This window comes from Corynebacterium phocae (assembly GCF_008693075.1).
Taxonomy (GTDB): Bacteria; Actinomycetota; Actinomycetes; order Mycobacteriales; family Mycobacteriaceae; genus Corynebacterium; species Corynebacterium phocae.
The window spans coordinates 18,068-35,343 of sequence record NZ_VXKJ01000042.1 but is presented as its reverse complement, the minus strand read 5'-3'; the positions used below and the strand labels follow the sequence as shown (position 1 = coordinate 35,343).

The 17,276-nt window shown below is 57.0% G+C and carries 19 protein-coding genes; all 19 read left to right on the top strand.

Annotation, left to right across the window (positions count from 1 at the left end; all coding sequences use genetic code 11):
* The first annotated feature begins 88 nt into the window (after nt 1-88).
* Complete coding sequence (locus F4V58_RS06605; RefSeq protein WP_281247321.1) at nt 89-268, top strand: phage major capsid family protein; 180 nt, start codon at nt 89-91, stop codon at nt 266-268.
* A gap of 3 nt (nt 269-271) precedes the next feature.
* Entirely contained in the window at nt 272-466 is a 195-nt protein-coding gene (locus tag F4V58_RS06600; RefSeq protein WP_075734435.1) for a hypothetical protein, read from the top strand.
* A 30-nt stretch (nt 467-496) separates the two neighbouring features.
* A complete protein-coding gene (locus tag F4V58_RS06595; protein WP_084559713.1) occupies nt 497-1,027 on the top strand; it encodes a hypothetical protein in 531 nt (176 codons plus the stop codon).
* Nucleotides 1,024-1,386: a hypothetical protein gene (locus tag F4V58_RS06590; protein WP_075734433.1), complete on the top strand. Its 363-nt coding sequence runs from the start codon at nt 1,024-1,026 to the stop codon at nt 1,384-1,386. Before F4V58_RS06595 ends, F4V58_RS06590 begins: the two co-directional genes overlap by 4 nt.
* 255 nt (nt 1,387-1,641) lie before the next feature.
* Nucleotides 1,642-2,031 (top strand): hypothetical protein, encoded by a 390-nt coding sequence (locus F4V58_RS06580; RefSeq protein WP_150385732.1) that lies wholly within the window; start codon nt 1,642-1,644, stop codon nt 2,029-2,031.
* A gap of 21 nt (nt 2,032-2,052) precedes the next feature.
* Nucleotides 2,053-2,724, top strand: a complete 672-nt coding sequence (locus F4V58_RS06575; protein ID WP_075734427.1) for a phage tail tube protein — start codon at nt 2,053-2,055, stop codon at nt 2,722-2,724.
* Between the two features lie 87 nt (nt 2,725-2,811).
* The gene (locus F4V58_RS06570) at nt 2,812-3,210 is read left to right on the top strand and encodes a hypothetical protein (RefSeq protein WP_075734425.1); all 399 of its coding nucleotides are present in this window, start codon (nt 2,812-2,814) and stop codon (nt 3,208-3,210) included.
* Between the two features lie 212 nt (nt 3,211-3,422).
* Nucleotides 3,423-3,563, top strand: a complete 141-nt coding sequence (locus F4V58_RS12490; protein ID WP_157105764.1) for a hypothetical protein — start codon at nt 3,423-3,425, stop codon at nt 3,561-3,563.
* 15 nt (nt 3,564-3,578) lie between these two features.
* Complete coding sequence (locus F4V58_RS06565; RefSeq protein WP_075734423.1) at nt 3,579-7,715, top strand: phage tail tape measure protein; 4,137 nt, start codon at nt 3,579-3,581, stop codon at nt 7,713-7,715.
* Complete coding sequence (locus tag F4V58_RS06560; protein ID WP_075734421.1) at nt 7,715-8,572, top strand: hypothetical protein; 858 nt, start codon at nt 7,715-7,717, stop codon at nt 8,570-8,572. Before F4V58_RS06565 ends, F4V58_RS06560 begins: the two co-directional genes overlap by 1 nt.
* A 6-nt stretch (nt 8,573-8,578) precedes the next feature.
* Nucleotides 8,579-10,246, top strand: coding sequence for a Gp37-like protein (locus tag F4V58_RS06555; RefSeq protein ID WP_075734419.1), 1,668 nt, complete (start codon nt 8,579-8,581; stop codon nt 10,244-10,246).
* Between the two features lie 19 nt (nt 10,247-10,265).
* A complete protein-coding gene (locus tag F4V58_RS06550; RefSeq protein ID WP_150385731.1) occupies nt 10,266-10,874 on the top strand; it encodes an Ig domain-containing protein in 609 nt (202 codons plus the stop codon).
* Complete coding sequence (locus F4V58_RS06545; protein ID WP_075734415.1) at nt 10,864-11,169, top strand: hypothetical protein; 306 nt, start codon at nt 10,864-10,866, stop codon at nt 11,167-11,169. The genes F4V58_RS06550 and F4V58_RS06545 overlap by 11 nt, the downstream gene beginning before the upstream one ends.
* Complete coding sequence (locus F4V58_RS06540; RefSeq protein ID WP_075734413.1) at nt 11,166-13,145, top strand: pyocin knob domain-containing protein; 1,980 nt, start codon at nt 11,166-11,168, stop codon at nt 13,143-13,145. The genes F4V58_RS06545 and F4V58_RS06540 overlap by 4 nt, the downstream gene beginning before the upstream one ends.
* Nucleotides 13,146-13,187: 42 nt before the next feature.
* The gene (locus F4V58_RS06535; protein ID WP_075734411.1) at nt 13,188-14,219 is read left to right on the top strand and encodes a hypothetical protein; all 1,032 of its coding nucleotides are present in this window, start codon (nt 13,188-13,190) and stop codon (nt 14,217-14,219) included.
* Nucleotides 14,216-15,313, top strand: coding sequence for a pyroglutamyl-peptidase I family protein (locus F4V58_RS06530; protein ID WP_075734409.1), 1,098 nt, complete (start codon nt 14,216-14,218; stop codon nt 15,311-15,313). The genes F4V58_RS06535 and F4V58_RS06530 overlap by 4 nt, the downstream gene beginning before the upstream one ends.
* A gap of 14 nt (nt 15,314-15,327) precedes the next feature.
* The gene (locus tag F4V58_RS06525) at nt 15,328-16,176 is read left to right on the top strand and encodes a peptidoglycan recognition protein family protein (RefSeq protein WP_075734407.1); all 849 of its coding nucleotides are present in this window, start codon (nt 15,328-15,330) and stop codon (nt 16,174-16,176) included.
* Complete coding sequence (locus tag F4V58_RS06520) at nt 16,177-16,416, top strand: holin (protein WP_075734405.1); 240 nt, start codon at nt 16,177-16,179, stop codon at nt 16,414-16,416.
* Nucleotides 16,417-16,815: 399 nt separating this feature from the next.
* Nucleotides 16,816-17,235: a hypothetical protein gene (locus tag F4V58_RS06515; protein ID WP_075734401.1), complete on the top strand. Its 420-nt coding sequence runs from the start codon at nt 16,816-16,818 to the stop codon at nt 17,233-17,235.
* Nucleotides 17,236-17,276 lie beyond the last annotated feature (41 nt).

Below are 17,276 nucleotides of genomic sequence, written 5' to 3'. Positions count from 1 at the left end.
CCGAAATCGTGCCCCTGAATCGTGAGCAAGGTTGTGACACTGTTCGTGAGCAGAGCTATGACATCGTGTGTGAGCAAAGCTCTGACACATCACATTCCGCCAGGGCGCTACTGTCCTGCGCAAGGGCGGTATCCGCGTGGACGCGCGTGATTCCAACGTGGATGATTTCGAGAAGAACTTGGTTACCCTCCGCGCGGAAGAGCGCCTGGGCCTGATGGTGCCGCGTCCTGCTGCGTTCGTGACCGGCTCTATCAACACGGGGGCGTAATCCATGGCCGTGCTGAAACCGTTTCGGGTACGGCTGGCCAGTGGTCTTGAAACCAATCTCATGCTAGATCCGGAAACGGCGCTTAGTCGGTATCCGGACGCGCGTGAAGTTAAGCCGGGCGTGGTGGAAACTAAGGCCCCGGCGGTGAAAAAGGCCGCGCCGCGCCGCCGGTCGGTGAAGAAACCGGCTGAAAAATAACCCAAAATTTTCTACAAGGGGGGTGCCCTGATGGATAGTGATGTAACTCCGGCCGTGGTTCCGGTGGCCCCGGATCATGGTTTGGTCGCGGGGGCTAGTGGCCCGTCTCAATCTGCGATTGATAGGGCGGTGCATACTCTCCGCCGTCTAGCCGGGTGGCATATTTGGCCGCCCCGGGTGGACACCATTCGGGAGCTGGTTCCCGGCGATCCAGCGGTACTGTTGCCTACTAAGCGGCTGCTGGAAATTGAATCATTGTCGATTGATGGTGCGCCCCGCCCTGTAGAAGATTTGGTGTGGGACGAGGACGGGGTGGTTTATGTGCCCGGTCTTGCCCCGCGCCGTGATGGGGTTCCGCGTGTCGTGGAGGCGGTTATCCGCCACGGGTTTGATAATCCGGCGGATATTGTTGGTGTTGCGCTGGCCATTGCTGGCCGTTCCGAGCAGCCGCAGTCTTCGTACGCGGTGGGCCGTATTTCGGTTGGTGCGCCGGGTACGGCTACGCCACAATCTACGGAGTGGCGAATTTTAGATACCTACCGGCTGGGGCCGCGCCCATGACCGAACTCATTTTTAATCAACCGCTGGAACTCAAGATTCCGCGCCTGGTTGATTCCCCGTATTCTTCGGAGCCTGTGGTGGATTGGTCCACCCCGGACTGGAAAGTTGTGCCGTTTAGCGTGTCGGTGCAACAACTCGATTCCACGGAGGGTAACGAAGTTCACCCGCAGGTTGTTACGAAAATGGTTTTGATTACCCCGCCGGGTACGGATATTCCGGACCTCGATTCTGATTCCGTGGTCCGTGTAGGCGGGGTTATGGAGCTGAAAGTTGTGGGTAATCCGGCGCGGTGGCCAGACCCTTGGAAACCCGGTGTTGTTCACCACCTCGAGGCCGTTGTGGAGGTTGTCGGTGGGTAGGCAACCTGATCTGTGGAAAGTCGCCAATAAAAATCGGCGGCTACAAGAGGTGCTGGAAAAGCGCGCGCGGCGTATTGCGGCGCGGGCTACGGCAATTTCCCGGGCGAATGGTGGCAAGGCCAATTACTCGGTTCGTACGGGTATCCGCCCCTCGGGCCGTGCTTATGCGGACGTGGTTTCTGATAGCCCTGCGGAAGAACGCGGTACGGAAGAAGTTCCTAGGATTAACGCGCTTAGGCGCGCAGCAAGGGGGCAATGATGGATATTTATGCCGCCCTAGCCCCCCATCTTGCAAAATGCCCGGGGATTGAATCTGTGTATGTGAATCTTCCGCATGACGCGCGGTTTACGAAACTACCGGCGGTTCACCTGCAATCTGCGGGGCCTGCGCGCCGCTTGCCTGCAACCCAGGGTTTGGGCGTGGATGTGGTCGGCATTGATATTGACCTCTACGTTCCTGAATCCATGTGGCAGGCCGGGCGGGGTATGGCCCTGGCTGAAATCGTGCGCCGCCACACTAATTCTTTCCGCGCCGGGGTGTCTCATTGTTGGGATGTGTCCCGGCCGGAAATGTTGCCGGTTACGCGTAGTGCTGATTATGCGCGTATCGGCATGACCGCTGAAATAGCGGTTCCTGCTTTTTAATCAATCCTGAAAGGATCTACTATGGCTTTTGAAGTCGATTTGCAGCAACCCAATTATAATGAGTTGCTAACATATTTGGGTGTTACCGGCGCGGTAACGTACGCGCCACTGTCCGCTGATATCCCGGAGGGCATGGATAACTACGCCGCGCCGTTCGTGCCGGTGGGCTGGATTTCTGACGAGGGGATTACTGAATCCACCTCTACGGAAAATGAATCTTTTACCCCGTGGCAAACCAATTCTCCGGTGCGTGAGGCCACTACCTCCCAGGAGTTCACGTTCTCTTTCACCCTGTGGACGGTTGGCGGTCTTGCTACTGCGCTGCGCTATGGTGTGGCTGAAAGTGACATGCGCTGGGATGAAACCGGGGAGTTTGCGGAATTTTCCCAGGGCGGAGCGCTGCCCAAGGATTTCCGGTTCCGCCTGGGTATAGATATTTTGGACGGCGTGAAACACCGCCGTTTCATTCTGCCCGCCGCGTCCGTGTCTGAATCCTCTGACGTTACCTACCAAAAGGGCGATTTGACCGGCTACCCGCTAACCGTCAAGGCAAACCTTGATTCCAAGCTAGGGTACTCGATCATGCGCCGGTTCAAAGAGGGCTGGAAACCAGGCAAGGCCGGTACCGCGCTTGGTTCCGGCGGTGAAACTTTTGACCTGGGCGACTGGTCCACTCCGGTAACCGAAGAATAAAGAATGATGGGGCGCGCGGTTTTTCGTGGTGGTTTACGCGCGTCCCTACTCCTGTAAACCCCCACCATTTTCTGAAAGGAAATCACCATGACCAAGAAAATTAGGGACCTCGGTTCTTTCGAAGATTTAATCGCGCAGCGCCGGGACGCGTTGGGCGCTGATGGAAAAACTGTTACATTCCCCGGCTTTGGGAAAGATTGGGAAGTGGCCGCGCCCGGCCTGCAGTCCGCTGAATGGAATGATGATTTTTCCGCCCTGAATCAGGATTACAAGGACGAGCTGCTTTCTTTTGCTGATTTCCGCGCTGAATTCTGTTCCATGATTTTGGGCGAGCAGGCGGAAGATTTTAGCGCCGCCTGCGATAAGGCCGGGGTCGATCCAGTTACCCTGCTCAACTGGGCGCTTGAGTCTATCCAAAAGGATGTGGCGGAAAACCCTACCCGGCGGACCTCTGCTACTACCCGGCAGCGTGCGAGGCGGCGCTAAGCGCTGAATACGGCGGCGATCCGGTAGGCGATTGGCACCGGGGGGAAATCACTACCCGGCGGCTGCAAGTCCTTATTGATGGGTTGCCGGAGGGGTCCGCGCTCCACCGGGCGAAAAACGGGGGCCATACCTGGACTACTCTGCATTCGATTTTGTGGGGTAGTGCGGGTGAGCTCTATCGCGCGTCTAGCTTTTGGCGCGGGTATCTGAAAGTGAAGAATGACCGTTTCGAATGGCCCGCTACTCCGTGGGAAGAAAAAAATGATTCCTCGCGCTACGGGCGCGTGGAAGATTCTGACCGCGCCGCTGCTGCTGCTTATTTGATGTCTTTCGCCCCGCCTAGCGGGGCTTAACCCTAGGAGGTTTCCATGTCCGCAGGTGATGTTTCTTACATCCCCGTCTTGCCGTCTTTTGATGGTTTCTTCAAAGAAACGGCTAAGCAGTCGAAAACCGCAGGTAAGGCGGCGGGGAAGAATTTCGGCGCGGGCGTGGAAAAGGGCGCGGAACGCGCGAAAAAGGCGGTTGAATCTGCTAGTTCTGCGCAGGAACGTGCTCATAACCGGGCGGCTAACGCGGCGGATAAAACGCGGGTTGCGCAAGCCAAGCTGGCCGAGGTCTTGGATGATGAAAACGCGAAAGCGTCCGATTTAGCTAGGGCCACGGCGGGGCTGAATAAAGCTGTTCGTGACGAAGAACAGGCTGCTAAGGCGGCGCGGCGGGCTGATGAAAAGTTGGCGCGCGCGCAGTCTGATTTGAAATTGGCTACTGATGATCTTGGTGACGCCATGGATTTGGCCGAGGGTGATGTGTCAAAATTTGGCCGGACCTCTAAAAGCGTTGCCGGGGATGTGGAAGATTTAGCGCGGTCTACTGAATCACTGGACGGCGCGGCGGGCAAGGTCGCCCAGTTCGTTGGCGCTTTCGCGGGAATATCTGCGGTTGCAGGTGGTTTCACTTTGGGCGCGGATATGGCCGGGCAACTGTCCCGCGTTCGGAACCAGCTTGGGTATGTGGGCGCGGACGCGGAAATTTTGGCGGAGGGTGTTTCTTCCGTTATGCGTTCGGGCGTTGCGTCCTCCGCTGAAGAGGCGGCGCAAGCCGTGGGCGCGCTTGAATCTCAGTTTGATGATTTAGGGGCGGCCGGGGCGGATTCTGCGGCGGAATTGGCGGATAATTTCATTGGCTTTTCTAGGACTTTTGATGTCGATATTGCCGAGGCCGCTCAAACTGCCGGGCAGCTGATTACGAATGGTCTTGCTACTGATGTGGAAAACGCGGCGGATTTAATGACCGCTGCTATGCAGCGTGTCCCGGCACAAATGCGTGATGAATTGCCTGAAATTATCAACGAATACGGCACCAATTTCCGGGCGCTGGGTTTCGATGGAGAAGAGGCTTTTGGCCTGCTGGTGTCTGCTGCTGGTAAAGGTAAGTGGGCGCTGGATAAGACCGGTGACGCGCTGAAAGAATTTACGATCCGTGGTTCGGATATGTCTAAAAATTCCGTGGCCGCCTATGAGGCCGTGGGGCTGAACGCGGAAGAAATGTCGAACAAAATTGCTACCGGTGGTGATGGTGCGCGGGACGCGCTGCAGCAGGTCGCTGATGGAATTTTGGGCATTGAAGATCCGGCGGAGCGCGCCAATACTGCGATTGCGCTTTTTGGTACTCCGCTGGAAGATTTGTCGGTGGACCAGATTCCCCAATTCTTAGAAAGCCTGTCTGGCGCTGATGGTGCCATGGCTGATTTTGCCGGTTCCTCCCAGCAGGTGGCGGATAATATTGCCAATAGTCTGCAGGGCCGCCTTGATTTGCTTAAAGGTACGGTTACGGATTTGGCGGGCGAGGGGTTTATGAAACTCTGGGATGTGGTCAATGATCGCGTGATTCCTGCTTTGCAAGATTTCGGGGATTGGGTTCAGCGTAACGAGGCGTGGGTTGGGCCTTTTGCTGCGGCTATTGGTGCGGCGGCGGGGGCGTGGGCTTTGTGGACCGGCGCTATCAAGGCTTGGCAAACTGCTGTGAAAATCGCTACCGGTTTGCAGGTCGCTTTTAACCTGGTGATGAACGCAAACCCCGTTTTGCTCGCGGTTACGGCTATTGCGGCACTGGTGGCCGGGCTGGTGTATTTTTTCACTCAAACCGAGTTGGGCCAGGAACTGTGGGCAAAATTTACTGATTCGCTTGGCGCGGCCTGGGATTGGGTGAAGAAAAAGCTGGTTGTCGGGTTTGCTGTTGTTCGTAAGGGGTGGGATATTTTCACCGCTGCGATTCAGGCGGGCTGGGAGAAATACATTTCCCCGGCGCTGTCCGCTATCGGCAATGCGTTTAAGGCCCTGTGGGAGAATTATATTTCTCCCGTCATTGGGTGGATTGTGGATAAGTGGGATTGGTATACCGATCGCGTCCGGAAGAATATCGAGTGGATTACCGGCGTGTTGTTCCCGGCGCTCTCCGGCGGTATTACTGCCCTGTGGGAAAAATATTTCTCCCCGGTCATTGGGTGGATTGTCGATAAGTGGGAAGTTCTGCGGCTGGCTATGGATGCAGGCCGGGCTTTTATTGTGGATACTGTTTTTGGCGGCGTTAAACGCGGCCTGCAGGCAATGGGTGATTTCTTTGGGTCTGTAGTTGATGGTATCCGGGTTGTCTGGAATGGGCTGCGGTCTATTCTGGCTAAACCAATTAATTTTATGATTAACACGGTTTACAACTCTGGTATTTTGCGGGCCTGGAACACAATTGCCGGTATCCTCCCCGGCCTGGATAAGGGTAACCCGTTGTCTGGTATCCCAGAACACGCTACCGGCGGCCGGATTTCCGGCCCTGGTACGGGAACATCTGATGATGTCCTGATGTGGGGATCGAACGGGGAGCACATGTTAACCGCCGCCGAGGTGCGCCGTCTTGGTGGCCACGGCGCGGTGTATGCGCTGCGCGAGGCTGTGGAATCTGGTCGCGGCTTTACTTTCGATGGTCAAAAGCTGGCCTTGTTGCCGTCCAATGTCGATAACCGCGCCGGTGACCTTTTGGGCGCTGCGCCGGAGCTGTTTCCGAAATACGCTAAGGGCGGGGAAATCCGGCCCTTGTGGGAGGGCCAGCTCATGCGCGCGCATGAATGGGCGAAATCCCGGCACGGGCGGCCGTATGTTCTGGGCGGTTCCGCCGAGGGCGGTGGCGGTACGGACTGTTCTGGTTTCATGTCCGGTATTGCTGATGTTATCCAGGGTGGTGATGGTCGCCGCAAGTGGGCGACAATGGCGTTCAATGGCGGCGGGAACAAGCAATTTCCCACCGGCCCGCAGGGGTTTGTTGCTGGTCTTGGCCCGGGCTTTTCCATCGGTGTTACTAATGGTGGTGCTGCTGGTGGTCACACTGCTGGAACGCTTGGCCCGGCTGGCCGGTTTGGCTCCGTCAATGTCGAGGCCGGTGGCGCTCACCCGTCAATGGTGAAATACGGCGGCGGCGCTGCTGCTGGTGCTGATGGTTCATATTTCCGTACTCGCTACCACTTGCCTATTGGTGCGGACGGCGCTTTCGTGTCCGGTGGTGGCGGCGGCGTATCGCCCGAGGTGATGGAGGGCGTTATCGCTAAGAAACTGGGCGGGGTCATTGATCGCGTAATGAATCCTATTGTGGATCGGTTGCCGTCTCCGCCCCCAGAATGGCAAGGTGTCCCGCGCGGCGTGTATGAGCGCGGCCGGGACGGGCTTACCGGCCTGGTTTCTGAATCCGTGGGCAAGATTGGTGACAAGCTCGCCACAGTCTATTCCGCTGTTTCCGGCGCTAAGGATTTGGTTACTGATGTTGCTGGCAAGGTGTGGGACGCGGCGTTATCCGGTATCGGTCTGCGTGATACCGGCGGAATGGTTGGCCACGGCCAGATTGTTACCAATCAATCTGGCCGCCCGGAGTACATGCTGGATCCTGATACCACTGTTGGTTTCGTGAAGTTCGTGAACCAGTTGCCTGCGCTGGTTCGTGGTATGGCTACGGCGGCGGATATTCCCGGCGCGTGGATTGACGCGGCGGATAAATTTGGCGCTGCTGCGGCCGGGGAATTCTCCGAACAACTGCCCGGGTTGCGTAGTGAGTCGGAATCGTGGGCGCTAGGGCAGGCGGACGCGGGCCTTGGTTTAGTGGGTCTTGGTGGCCTGTTGGATTTGGGTATGGCTGTGGCGAATTTCGCAGATTGGGGCATGATTGCGAACGAACTGCAATACGGCCCCGCGCCGGTGGATACGCCGGGGGACGCTGCTGCTGCGGCTGGTTTGCCGGTTTCTTCCCCCGTGGCCGTGCCGGCAACTGTGGCCGCTCAATCTTCCCCGGCGGTTAGTGCCAGCGATTCTGCTGCCGCGCCCGGCGGGGAAGTAATCATTTACGCGTCTAGCGATGATGATTTTGTGCGTGTCGGTGACCTAGCCGAGGTCGAGGGCCGTGTAGTCAAGCTGGAACGCGGCCGTGAAAAACCGGCCGCTGTACGAACTAGGGGAGGTGCGTTTTAGTGTCTGATTTTCCCGGCGCTTTGCCTGCGGATTCCGTGGGCTATCGCATTTCCTGCACTCCGAAAAATGGGGACCGGTTCGTAATTGCTGGGCATGAGCCCGGCGGGGAAGATACTCAGCGCGTTGTCCTGCTCGAGGGCGGGTTTCGTGGTGGCGTGTCGGAGCCGGATATTGCTACTACGGAGCAGCCCTGGGGCCTTGGCTTGGTGCAAGCCGGGCATGTGAAATTTGCGGATATGACCGGTTCTTTGGAAGTTGTTGCGTGGTCTAACGAACACGCGGCGGCTGAAAATTTTCGGGATTGGCGTTCCGCGTGGTTGTCAACTCTCCCACCTAAGCCCGGCGCGCCTTACCGCCCTATTGTTCTTGATGTGGTAAACCGCGCTGGGTTGGGGGTGTGGACTCCGGCTGTGCTGGATTCCGTTCCGGCTGCGCCGGATAGGGAGCCGCGTCTATCTCGGTATGTCAAGGATTCGATTTCTTGGCGTTCGTTGTCTGGGTGTTGGTTCTCCCCGGTGGAGCGGTACTCCGGGAATTTTGTTGTTGTGCCGCGCGGGGACGCGGTTCCGCGTTGTCGCTTGCAATGGACCGGCCGGGCGGGAACTGTGCGGTTTCCTGATGGTCGCCGCGTGTCGTTGCCGGGTGTGCAAGGCGGCCCGTTTTTTATTGACCTCGATCGTGGTATGTCTGGGCATGTGACGCGCGTATCTGATGGGGTCACTGTGCCCGGGGTGTGGGCTGGCCTGCGTGGATATATCCAGGGGGTTAGTCTTGCCCTCCACGAGAGGGTGCGGTGGGAGCTTAGCCCGGGCCTGGAATTGCTTGTTGAAAATCGTCACTTTAGCCCGTGGAAGTAGGTGTGTATGGCTGTTGATTGGGTCACGTATCATTCGCAGCGCTGGCAGTCGATAGATGACGGCGGTTATTTCCTGGGAATTTTGGATAGGAATTGGGAGCCGGTTATGCCGATTGATTCGCACCTGGGCGGTCATTTTCCCCAGGTTTTTGCGGATACTGGTTCCATGTCGCTGACAATCCCGGGGGAAATCTCGCCCGGGGTGCCTAACCCGGCGGCGGTGTATTTCCTGGGCGGTGAATTAACTGACCTCGAATGGGGCGGTGATATTCAGCGCCTGTTCAATTCTGCGGCGCATATAATTTTTGAAGTCCGGGGGCGCGCGGGTGAACCGTCTCAGCGTTCGGTGTACCGCGTGGTCACTGTGGAGCCGGAGGGCGGTTCCGGGGATATGCCCCGGGTTGTCACCATTACCGGCGTGGATATGATCGAGCACCTGAAACACATTCCGCTGTGGGCTGATCCGTCTAATCATTCGTGGTTTGCGCAGCTGCAATTTTCGGACGTGCAGTCCGGGTCTGCGGAAGAAGTGTCGCGCAAGCTCATTGGGCGTAATCTGTTGGGCTACCAGCAGCCGTCTATGCTGCACCAGGCTTTTGATGGAAAACTCGGTTCTTGGACAATGACTGATGATTATTCCGATAAGGCGCGGTGGCGGCCGTTTCGTGCGAATATGAATCCAATTATTTGTTCGCCCGTGCCCTCCGGCTTGCCTAGTGAACATTGCGTAGTGGAGGCGCGGTGGGATAATGCGTGGGATTTGCTGAAACCCACCTGGGACGCGGCGGGGTTGTTGCCGGTGGTTGATTTGTGGTTGCCGGGAGATAATCAACCGATGTTGGGGTATGCGGCTTTGTCGGCCCCTACTGCGATTATTTCTTTCATGCCGCGCGCCGGGGTGTCCGGGGCTGTCACTACGGTAGGGCAGGGTGTGCGCTCTCTGCGGCGCTCGATTTCCCCAGATTTGTTCACGTCTTCCCTTGATTTTGCTGATGTTGATATTCCGGACCGTGGTGGTCGCCCGCCGTGGGTGGTTTTTGATGTGGACGAGGGTCCGAAAATGGTTATTACGAAATCAACGGATTGGCGTTTCCTGGTGGGCGGGCGGTCGCCCAAGATTGTCAATACTGCGGTGAAAACTGGTATCAAGGTTGCGTTCGCTGGCCTGTTGGGCGCGATTCCGATTGTTGGGCCGGGTCTTGCTGCGGCGGTTATGGCCGGGGCGGACGCGGTCGCTGATCTCTCTGCTGATAGGTTCCTAAATCTTTCGGAATATTCGGAAGAAAATAGGAAAGCTTGGCACGGCCGGTCGCGGTATCTTGCTATCGCTAAGCAAGGCGAGGCCAATTCCATGGAGGGGTTGCAAAAGGCTTGGAAAGCTAAGGAAGAAACCGGCGGCGGGTTGTCGCTGGAGCTCGCGGTGGACGATCCTTACCCGTATGTGCCCGGGCGTGATTTCACGTTGGGGGATACTGTTGGTGTTGCTGCCTGGGGCCGTATTTGGGCGGGGTATATCTCTGGCTTGACGTGGGTTCTTGAACCTGGTGGCAAGCTGCGTACCCAGCTTTCGATTGGTGATCGTTCTTCCATTGCTGATTTGGACGCGATGTTTGCAATCAATCAGGAGGCCGTGCGGGCAATTTTCGCGCGGCTTACTACCACAATTTCTAGCTAGAAGAGGGGGCCGTGTGCCTGTGAAATTTTATCCGTACGATATGCCGGAGGGGGTTCACCCCCTGGCCTGGACGCTGCTGGGTTTCGGCCTGGATAGTGATGTTCTTGATTCCCTGGCCCGGCACCTGTTCGATAACTTAGGCTGTCGATTCAACCCGCCGGAAGAGCCGGAAATCACCAGATTTGATTGGGCTGTGTCCTACCCGCTGGATCCGGGGGAGCGGATTGTTGCGGCGGTAGGTGATGATGTGGATGTGCTTGTTCCCGGCGGGGACCGCGCGGCTGTGAGTATCACGTCCGGGGCGTTGCCGCCGGGTATTCGGCTGGAAAAGTCCACCGGTAGGTTGGTTGGGGCCTTTACTGACCCTGGCCTGTATTCCGTCACTGTGACGGTATTTCCTACTGTGAAGTGGGACCCGATGGGCGGCCCCGGCGGCCCGGATTCCGCAGGTAAGTGGATTCCGGTTGAAACTCCCCGTTTTGTGCCGGAAGTTGAACCCGTGCCTGATACCGCCCGGCTGGATGAACTTTCTGATGATGAACTCGAGGCCGTCATTGTTGCCGCGCGCCGCGCGCAAGCCGCTAAGACAATCCGCGCCGCCGAGGGGGGTGTGCCTGATGGGAATTAGGCCACTGCGCGCCGGGGCGCAATACGTTCCGCCGGATACCTCCGCCGCCGGGCAGGCGCGCGATTCCCTGGGCGGGTTTGAAAGTACTGGCGAAATTGCGGGCAGCGCGATTGCTCAAATTGATTCCCGCGCCGGTTCTGCGAACTCCGTTTCGGTGGAGGTGGCTAATGAAGTCGCTGAATTACGCGCCCTGCCGCTCATACTGTGGTGGAACGGGGAGGGCGATAAACCCAAGCTGCGCCCAGGGTGGGCGCTGTTGAATACCACTACTAAGGAAATGGAATTTGCCGAATGATCCTTACCGGAAAAATTATTGATGTCACAAGCAAGCCGCCGGAAACAATATCTAATGTTGCCGTCAAGGCCCCTACCCACCGGGTTGCCGGGGAAGAAACTGTAGTTACATCCTCCCCGGCGGAGGTGCAATTTGATAAACGAACTGGCAGTATCACTATTCGCCGGTTGGAGCCGGGGTTTGCCTGGTTGCATATCGAGGGCCGGGGTTGGTCAGATTCCATTCCTATGGTCGCGGCGGAGGGCATGAAGTCTTTAATCGAGGCCGTTGTCAACGCTACGGGCGTTCCTGGTATGGCTGATTATTTAAGCCTGTCCCGCAGCGTTGATGATCGTGCTTTGGCGGCTGTGAAAAAGTTGGTGCCGGAATTTCGGTGGAATCGCCCGGCGCTGCCTAAAGATACGGACCTCAACGAGGTGTTGGAGCCGGGGTTTTACCCGGCGGAAACCCGCGAGGTCGCGGAATCTTTGCATAACACGCCGTCTAAAGATGGGGTGCTGTTCCCGGGTGTGTTGGAAGTTTTGCCTGCTGCGGGTGATGAAATTTTTCAGCGTTGGACATCACGGGCGCGGGGGGAAGAAACCCCGTTTTTCGTGGTGTGGCGGTGGAAGACCGGCGGCGAGTGGAGCGATTGGGTGCAAGTGTGGCCGGATCCGGAATTGTCCCGCCGGAAGTTGGAACGCTTGTCTGCGTGGGAGCGTAATATTGCGGTGCGCCGGGCGATTGGTTCCCGCGCCCCGGGGCCTAAACCCCTCCACGCGTGGGTAGGAAGTTGGGGCCAGGAGCTGGTTCTTCCGGTCCAGCCGTCTGTGGGCCAATCCTCCCCCTCGGTTCATTTTGAACCCCATCAGAGGGATGGGTATCACTATCGAATGGTGGTGATTCCGGAAACGTACTACAAGGATCAAAATACGGAACCCCATCTTTTAGCGTCCGTTAACGGCGAGGACTGGGTAGTTCCGCCTGGAACGCGGAATCCGGTTGTGTCCTCGGAGTCGGGCTTTAAGGCCGTTGATGTGTCGCTGGATGATACCCGTATTTTTTGGCGGGCGGTAAATTCCAGGGGAAACAACAAGGTGTATACGGACGAAATTCCGTCCCGTGGCCGCCGTGATGTTCTTACTACCTCGGATAAAATTAGCTCTCCGCACCAGGTCCTTGTTTCTAATGGTAACCCTCGGATTTATTACATCAATGCGGGCAACCTGTGCTACCGCGCGCCGTTGCGTGATGGGGGTATGGGCGCGGAGCAGGTGTGCGTGATTAGCCCGGGGAATTCCCCGGGTAAGACGTGGCGCAGCGCGGAAGTGCGAAAAGTTGGGGATACGTGGTGGGCGGTTGTGCAAGATGGAATTTTGTCCGGTGACCGCCTGGGCGATATCTATTTGTGTCGCAGTGATGATGGTATCTACTGGGAAAATTCCACTCTCCCGCTAGTGTGTCGCTCTACTGAAAAGCATGATTACATCTTCGGCGCGTCCTTGGTGTTCACTAGTGCCGATAACGATTCGCAATTTGAGGTGTACTACGCGGGGCATTCTGTGGTCACTGGTACTACGAAGATTTTCCGCTCATTGGTGGAATGTGTGTCTGTTCCGTCCGCGCCCGGCGCGCTTTCCGGCGCGATGTATGTGCTCAATCCCACCGCGCAGGGCGGGTTTATGTTGGTTGCGCGGAAGAAAGCTGTTGGCGGGGCGAAAATTGCCGCGTCCGGCGGGAAGTATTTGCCGTTGCCTACTGGGGCGGTGGATATCACAGTGGCCTATAACGGGGCCACGGCTGATGTTTATTTCTGCCATGACGGGCGGTACGCAAGCCGGAAGAAAATTCTTTCGTTGGGCGAGGCCGCGCTTACTTTTAGTGGATCTACTCGCCTAACGGTCACTAATCCGGCGGCAACGATTTTTATTTCTAGTGCCGCGCGTGCCCGGGGTGTTCATGCCACTGTTTCTATTTCTGCAACTCCTATTTCCTAGAAAGGAAGAATTTTTGATGAATATTTTTGAGGGTGGTCTAAAATGACTACCATTGTGATTAGGGCTTTTGATTTCCGGCATGAATTGCAGCAGGGTGATTCGGTGGAATTTGTTGCCCCTGCTGCGCGTGACGGCGGGGTGGGTGTGGTCATTCCGCGCCGCCAGCGCTTGTCGTTGTACCGGCCTGATAGTACTAGCCCGCTACGGGTGGAGAATGTGGTGCCGGGCCGGTTGCTGGTTCAATTTTTCGATAGTGGGCTACCCATCACTCGCCGGTTTGAAGTTGTTGTTCCTGACCAGGAAGAAATCACGCTACGCGAATTGCTGGCCGGGCGTTACGATTACGAAGAGCCGGTAGTCTCACGTGTTGCTGCGCTCGTGGAGCAAGCTAAACGCCTAGTTGATAATGCGGCGGCCACCCCGCCCCCGGCCCCGGCTGTGCCTAGCGACCTGGTGGAGCAGGTGGAAGAACATTCTTCCCGGCTTATCGCATATGAACGCGGACTCAGGGAGGTGCAGGAAGAATACGGCCCTCTAACCGAGCGGGTAGGGGCTATGCGGCGCGAGCTGAACGGTAAAGCCGACAACACTACGGTTGATGATTTGGTGGCGCGGATTGATTCCTTGGTGGCGCGGGTGGAAGAGCTGGAAAGTCAACCTAAGCAAGACCCGCCTGTGGAAGACCCGCCTGCGGCTGCGCCGGAGAAAGACCCGTGGGCTGATTACGGTCCATGGGAAGAGCCGGAACCTGAAACGTCCTCCCGGAGCTACTCTTTTGCCAGCGTCCCGGATACTAATCCACTGGCAAAATTGTCCGATCTTGCGGCTACCAAAATTGAGCTTGTGCCCGTAATTGAATACGTGCGGGCAAAAGCGAAAAGTTTGCCGGAAGATAAGCGAAACGATCTTTATCTCGCGGAGCCGGTATCGAAGATTACCGGACGCACCGTAATTCGTGATGTGTGGGACGGGTTCCCGAATAAGGTGGGAATCGTGTCCGCGAGTGGTGCTATCGCGGGTGATGCGAAAGCCAAAATTGATGAAATTTATAGCGAGATTGAGGGTGCGGCATGAAAATTCTAGTAACTGGCTTTTTAGGGTTCCAGGGGTCTCTATCTAACCCGAGTTGGGAACTGGCTCGACACCTGCCGTATAACTACGGCCCGGCTCAAATCATCACAAAGCCCTTGCCTGTTGTTTGGGGGGGAGATGGGGGTTACAAGAAAGCTAGTGAGTTGGCGAAAGAAGTTGGGGCGGACGCGATTGTGTCGTTCGGGCTGTCTAGTGGAATTCCCGGTATGCGCGTGGAACAATTCGGGTGGAATTATGCAGGCGGGCAGGCGGGCATGGATGGCAGGCGGAAAAGTGGTTTGCTGAACTCTGCGGCGGATAGCCATGTGTGTTGTGAATCTGATCTAGATGTTCTCGGAGTGTCCGCTTACGTAAACGAAAATAGCGAAATCGTTGCTGATGTTTCCACCGATCCGGGTGACTACCTGTGCAACGCCCTGGTTCATGCTATGTACACCGATGAACAGCTAAAGAAAATTCCGGCGGTGTTCTGCCACATTCCTTGGCACAACAAGGGTGGCGGGGACCATTCGCCCGCTCAATTGGCGCGCGGTATGGCTGCCGTTGTCGAATATGTGGCTACCAATCTGCTTTTGTTGGAACGCGATCCCGCATTTTATGGCGAGCTGGAAGCCCCTATTGCTGATGTGTCTGTCACTAAAGCTAACCCGCCTAAAGATTGGTTTGACGGTATTCGTGGCGGAATCGCACTAACCCACGGTGGGATTATGGGCCTGCCTGATGTTTCCGAATTTTCTAACGCCGGTACCAATGGCCGTCTAGGCGAAACTACGAAAAAGCGCAGAACGGCGTTATATCAGTCTGTGTCTCCGCTTGATGGTGTGCTCGATTGCTACGCCACTATCGAGGGGGAAGATACGCCCCGGAAGAAAGTTCAGCTGTCGCTATCCAAGTGGGAACACTATTATCCTGACGCGATTCTGATTTCGTTCCATGAATTTAAGTGGGATTTAACTAAGGCTTATATCCTCACTTTTGAGGGCAAAGACCTGGCCGGTCAGCCGTTTGAACACAAGCTCAAGCTGGATTTCTCCGTTCCTGGCGATAATGCCGAATACACGCGAGTCGAACTCTAAGAAAAGGAATTGTTATGACTAATGCTTTTGTTGCGGATATGGATATCCTGACCGCTAATGATGATGGGCTGGCTCCGGCCGGGCGTAACGTCTTGTACGTGCATACGTTCGAGGGGCGGGATTTGGACGCGGCTGCCATGGCGCGTTACCAGCTGTCCCCGGCGGCGGGAGGTTCGTATCATGTGGTGATTGACCGTGATGGTGTGACGGCCCGTGAAAATGATGACCCTTATATTCCGTGGGCTGCGATGTTCACCGGGAATCGTACCGGCTGGCATGTGTGCCTTGCTGGGCGCGCGGCGTTCACCCGGGAACAATGGCTTGCCCGCCCTAAGCAGCTGGGCAAGTTGTCGGAAATCATGGCCGCGTATTCGCGCGAATACGGGATTGAGCTGGTTAAGCTCACCCCGGCGGATTTGCGCGCCCGCAAGTCCGGTGTTGCTGGCCACTGGGACGTGTCCCTGGCTTGGCGTGAATCTGACCATACTGACCCGGGCGCTAATTTCCCGTGGGATGTGGTCATTGCTGGTGCGAAGAAATTGCTTGCTGCGCCCGCGCCCGCCGCTCCCTCGCCCGCGCCTGAACTCGAGGCCCCGGCCCCGGGTACTAAGTACCCGTCTTACGTTGATGGGCGGGAACTCCGATTCTCGGAGTACCTGCGCCACATTGATTACAAGGTAACGCGCCTGTATGAGTCCCGATTCCCGGGGAAATCCCCGGATATCGCCGCCGGTACGTTCAACAAGGGCAGCGCGGGGCCGGTGTATCCGTCCTATGTCGATACGTCCAAAGAATTCACGCTGGACCAGTACCTGCGGCTGATTGATGTGAAACTAACTGAACTTTTTGAGGAGGTGAAATAAGTGCGAACTAAGAATTTTTGGCTCGATACGCTCGAGCGCGCCGTGAAGACTTTCGCCCAGGCGCTCATTGCCGTAATCGCGGTGGGAACCCCCATCTATGAAATTGACTGGTTGCCCGGCCTGGGTATTGCGGCTACTGCAACGGCCGTAAGTGTGCTCACGTCTATTGCGTCCGCTGGTGCGGGCGCGCCGGACTCCGCGTCCCTCGTGGGCGGCGGCCGCCACCGGCAGGTGGGCTAGGCATGTCGCGCGCCCTGCACGCCGTAATTTTCATTATGGCTATCCAGCTGGGTTCGCGGGGTTTGGATTACCTGCTAGGGAATCCAGCGACCGTCATTTCTGCTTTCCCCGTCAACGGCAACGGGTCCGTGAAAATATGGGGGGCGTGTTGTCTCACAATTTCGCTAGTCGTTCTAGTCGGAATCATGGCCCGCGCCCCCCATCTTGTCCGCTCCGGCGCGGTCTTCGCAATGGCCCTGTATCTGGCTTTTGCCGTGTTGGCTTTTGATGATGTTTTTCTAACCGGCGTGGTTGATGATTGGCGGTTTTTCACCCTGTACCTATCCACGGCGGCACTATGGGCCGTGATTGCGTGGTCACTTACGATTCATTTAGCGGTGATACGCGGGCGGGAGGCTGATGGAACCGGCAACGATTCTAGAAACATTTGTTGACCCGAAATCCCCAGCCGGGTTCATTTCCTACCTACTACTTTTCGTAGTGGCGATATCCGGAGCGCTGTCTAACGCGGCGGCTAAATACGCCGGTCTTTTGGGTGGCGCGGCGCGGGCGTTGCAGCGCCATAAGGAACGCGCCCGGGAGGCAGACGAACAGTCTAACGCCCGGCGCATTGCGCGGCTGGAAGAAAATTATTCGCGCGTGGAATCGGAACTTGATTCACTGCGCGAAAAAGACCGCCGGAGCCACGATTATTCCTTGTATGTCGCTGAATATTGGCGCGCCCTGGAATTCTGGGCCATTGAAGAGGGGATTAAGCTCAAACCCCCGCCTATGCTTACCTACCCGGAATGGGAGCGTAAGCAATACCCGGCTGGCTAGTCCCCGCCCCCCACCTTGTCGTGGGAGGGCGGGGCTTTCCG

Bases quoted from the DNA above. Each gene is read 5' to 3' on its own strand.
- F4V58_RS06575 (WP_075734427.1), top strand. From the start codon at position 2,053: ATGGCTTTTGAAGTCGATTTGCAGCAACCCAATTATAATGAGTTGCTA.
- F4V58_RS06595 (WP_084559713.1), top strand. From the start codon at position 497: ATGGATAGTGATGTAACTCCGGCCGTGGTTCCGGTGGCCCCGGATCAT.
- F4V58_RS06515 (WP_075734401.1), top strand. From the start codon at position 16,816: ATGGAACCGGCAACGATTCTAGAAACATTTGTTGACCCGAAATCCCCA.
- F4V58_RS06570 (WP_075734425.1), top strand. From the start codon at position 2,812: ATGACCAAGAAAATTAGGGACCTCGGTTCTTTCGAAGATTTAATCGCG.
- F4V58_RS06545 (WP_075734415.1), top strand. From the start codon at position 10,864: ATGGGAATTAGGCCACTGCGCGCCGGGGCGCAATACGTTCCGCCGGAT.
- F4V58_RS06555 (WP_075734419.1), top strand. From the start codon at position 8,579: ATGGCTGTTGATTGGGTCACGTATCATTCGCAGCGCTGGCAGTCGATA.
- F4V58_RS06590 (WP_075734433.1), top strand. From the start codon at position 1,024: ATGACCGAACTCATTTTTAATCAACCGCTGGAACTCAAGATTCCGCGC.
- F4V58_RS06600 (WP_075734435.1), top strand. From the start codon at position 272: ATGGCCGTGCTGAAACCGTTTCGGGTACGGCTGGCCAGTGGTCTTGAA.
- F4V58_RS06580 (WP_150385732.1), top strand. From the start codon at position 1,642: ATGATGGATATTTATGCCGCCCTAGCCCCCCATCTTGCAAAATGCCCG.
- F4V58_RS06540 (WP_075734413.1), top strand. From the start codon at position 11,166: ATGATCCTTACCGGAAAAATTATTGATGTCACAAGCAAGCCGCCGGAA.
- F4V58_RS06535 (WP_075734411.1), top strand. From the start codon at position 13,188: ATGACTACCATTGTGATTAGGGCTTTTGATTTCCGGCATGAATTGCAG.
- F4V58_RS06525 (WP_075734407.1), top strand. From the start codon at position 15,328: ATGACTAATGCTTTTGTTGCGGATATGGATATCCTGACCGCTAATGAT.
- F4V58_RS06565 (WP_075734423.1), top strand. From the start codon at position 3,579: ATGTCCGCAGGTGATGTTTCTTACATCCCCGTCTTGCCGTCTTTTGAT.
- F4V58_RS06530 (WP_075734409.1), top strand. From the start codon at position 14,216: ATGAAAATTCTAGTAACTGGCTTTTTAGGGTTCCAGGGGTCTCTATCT.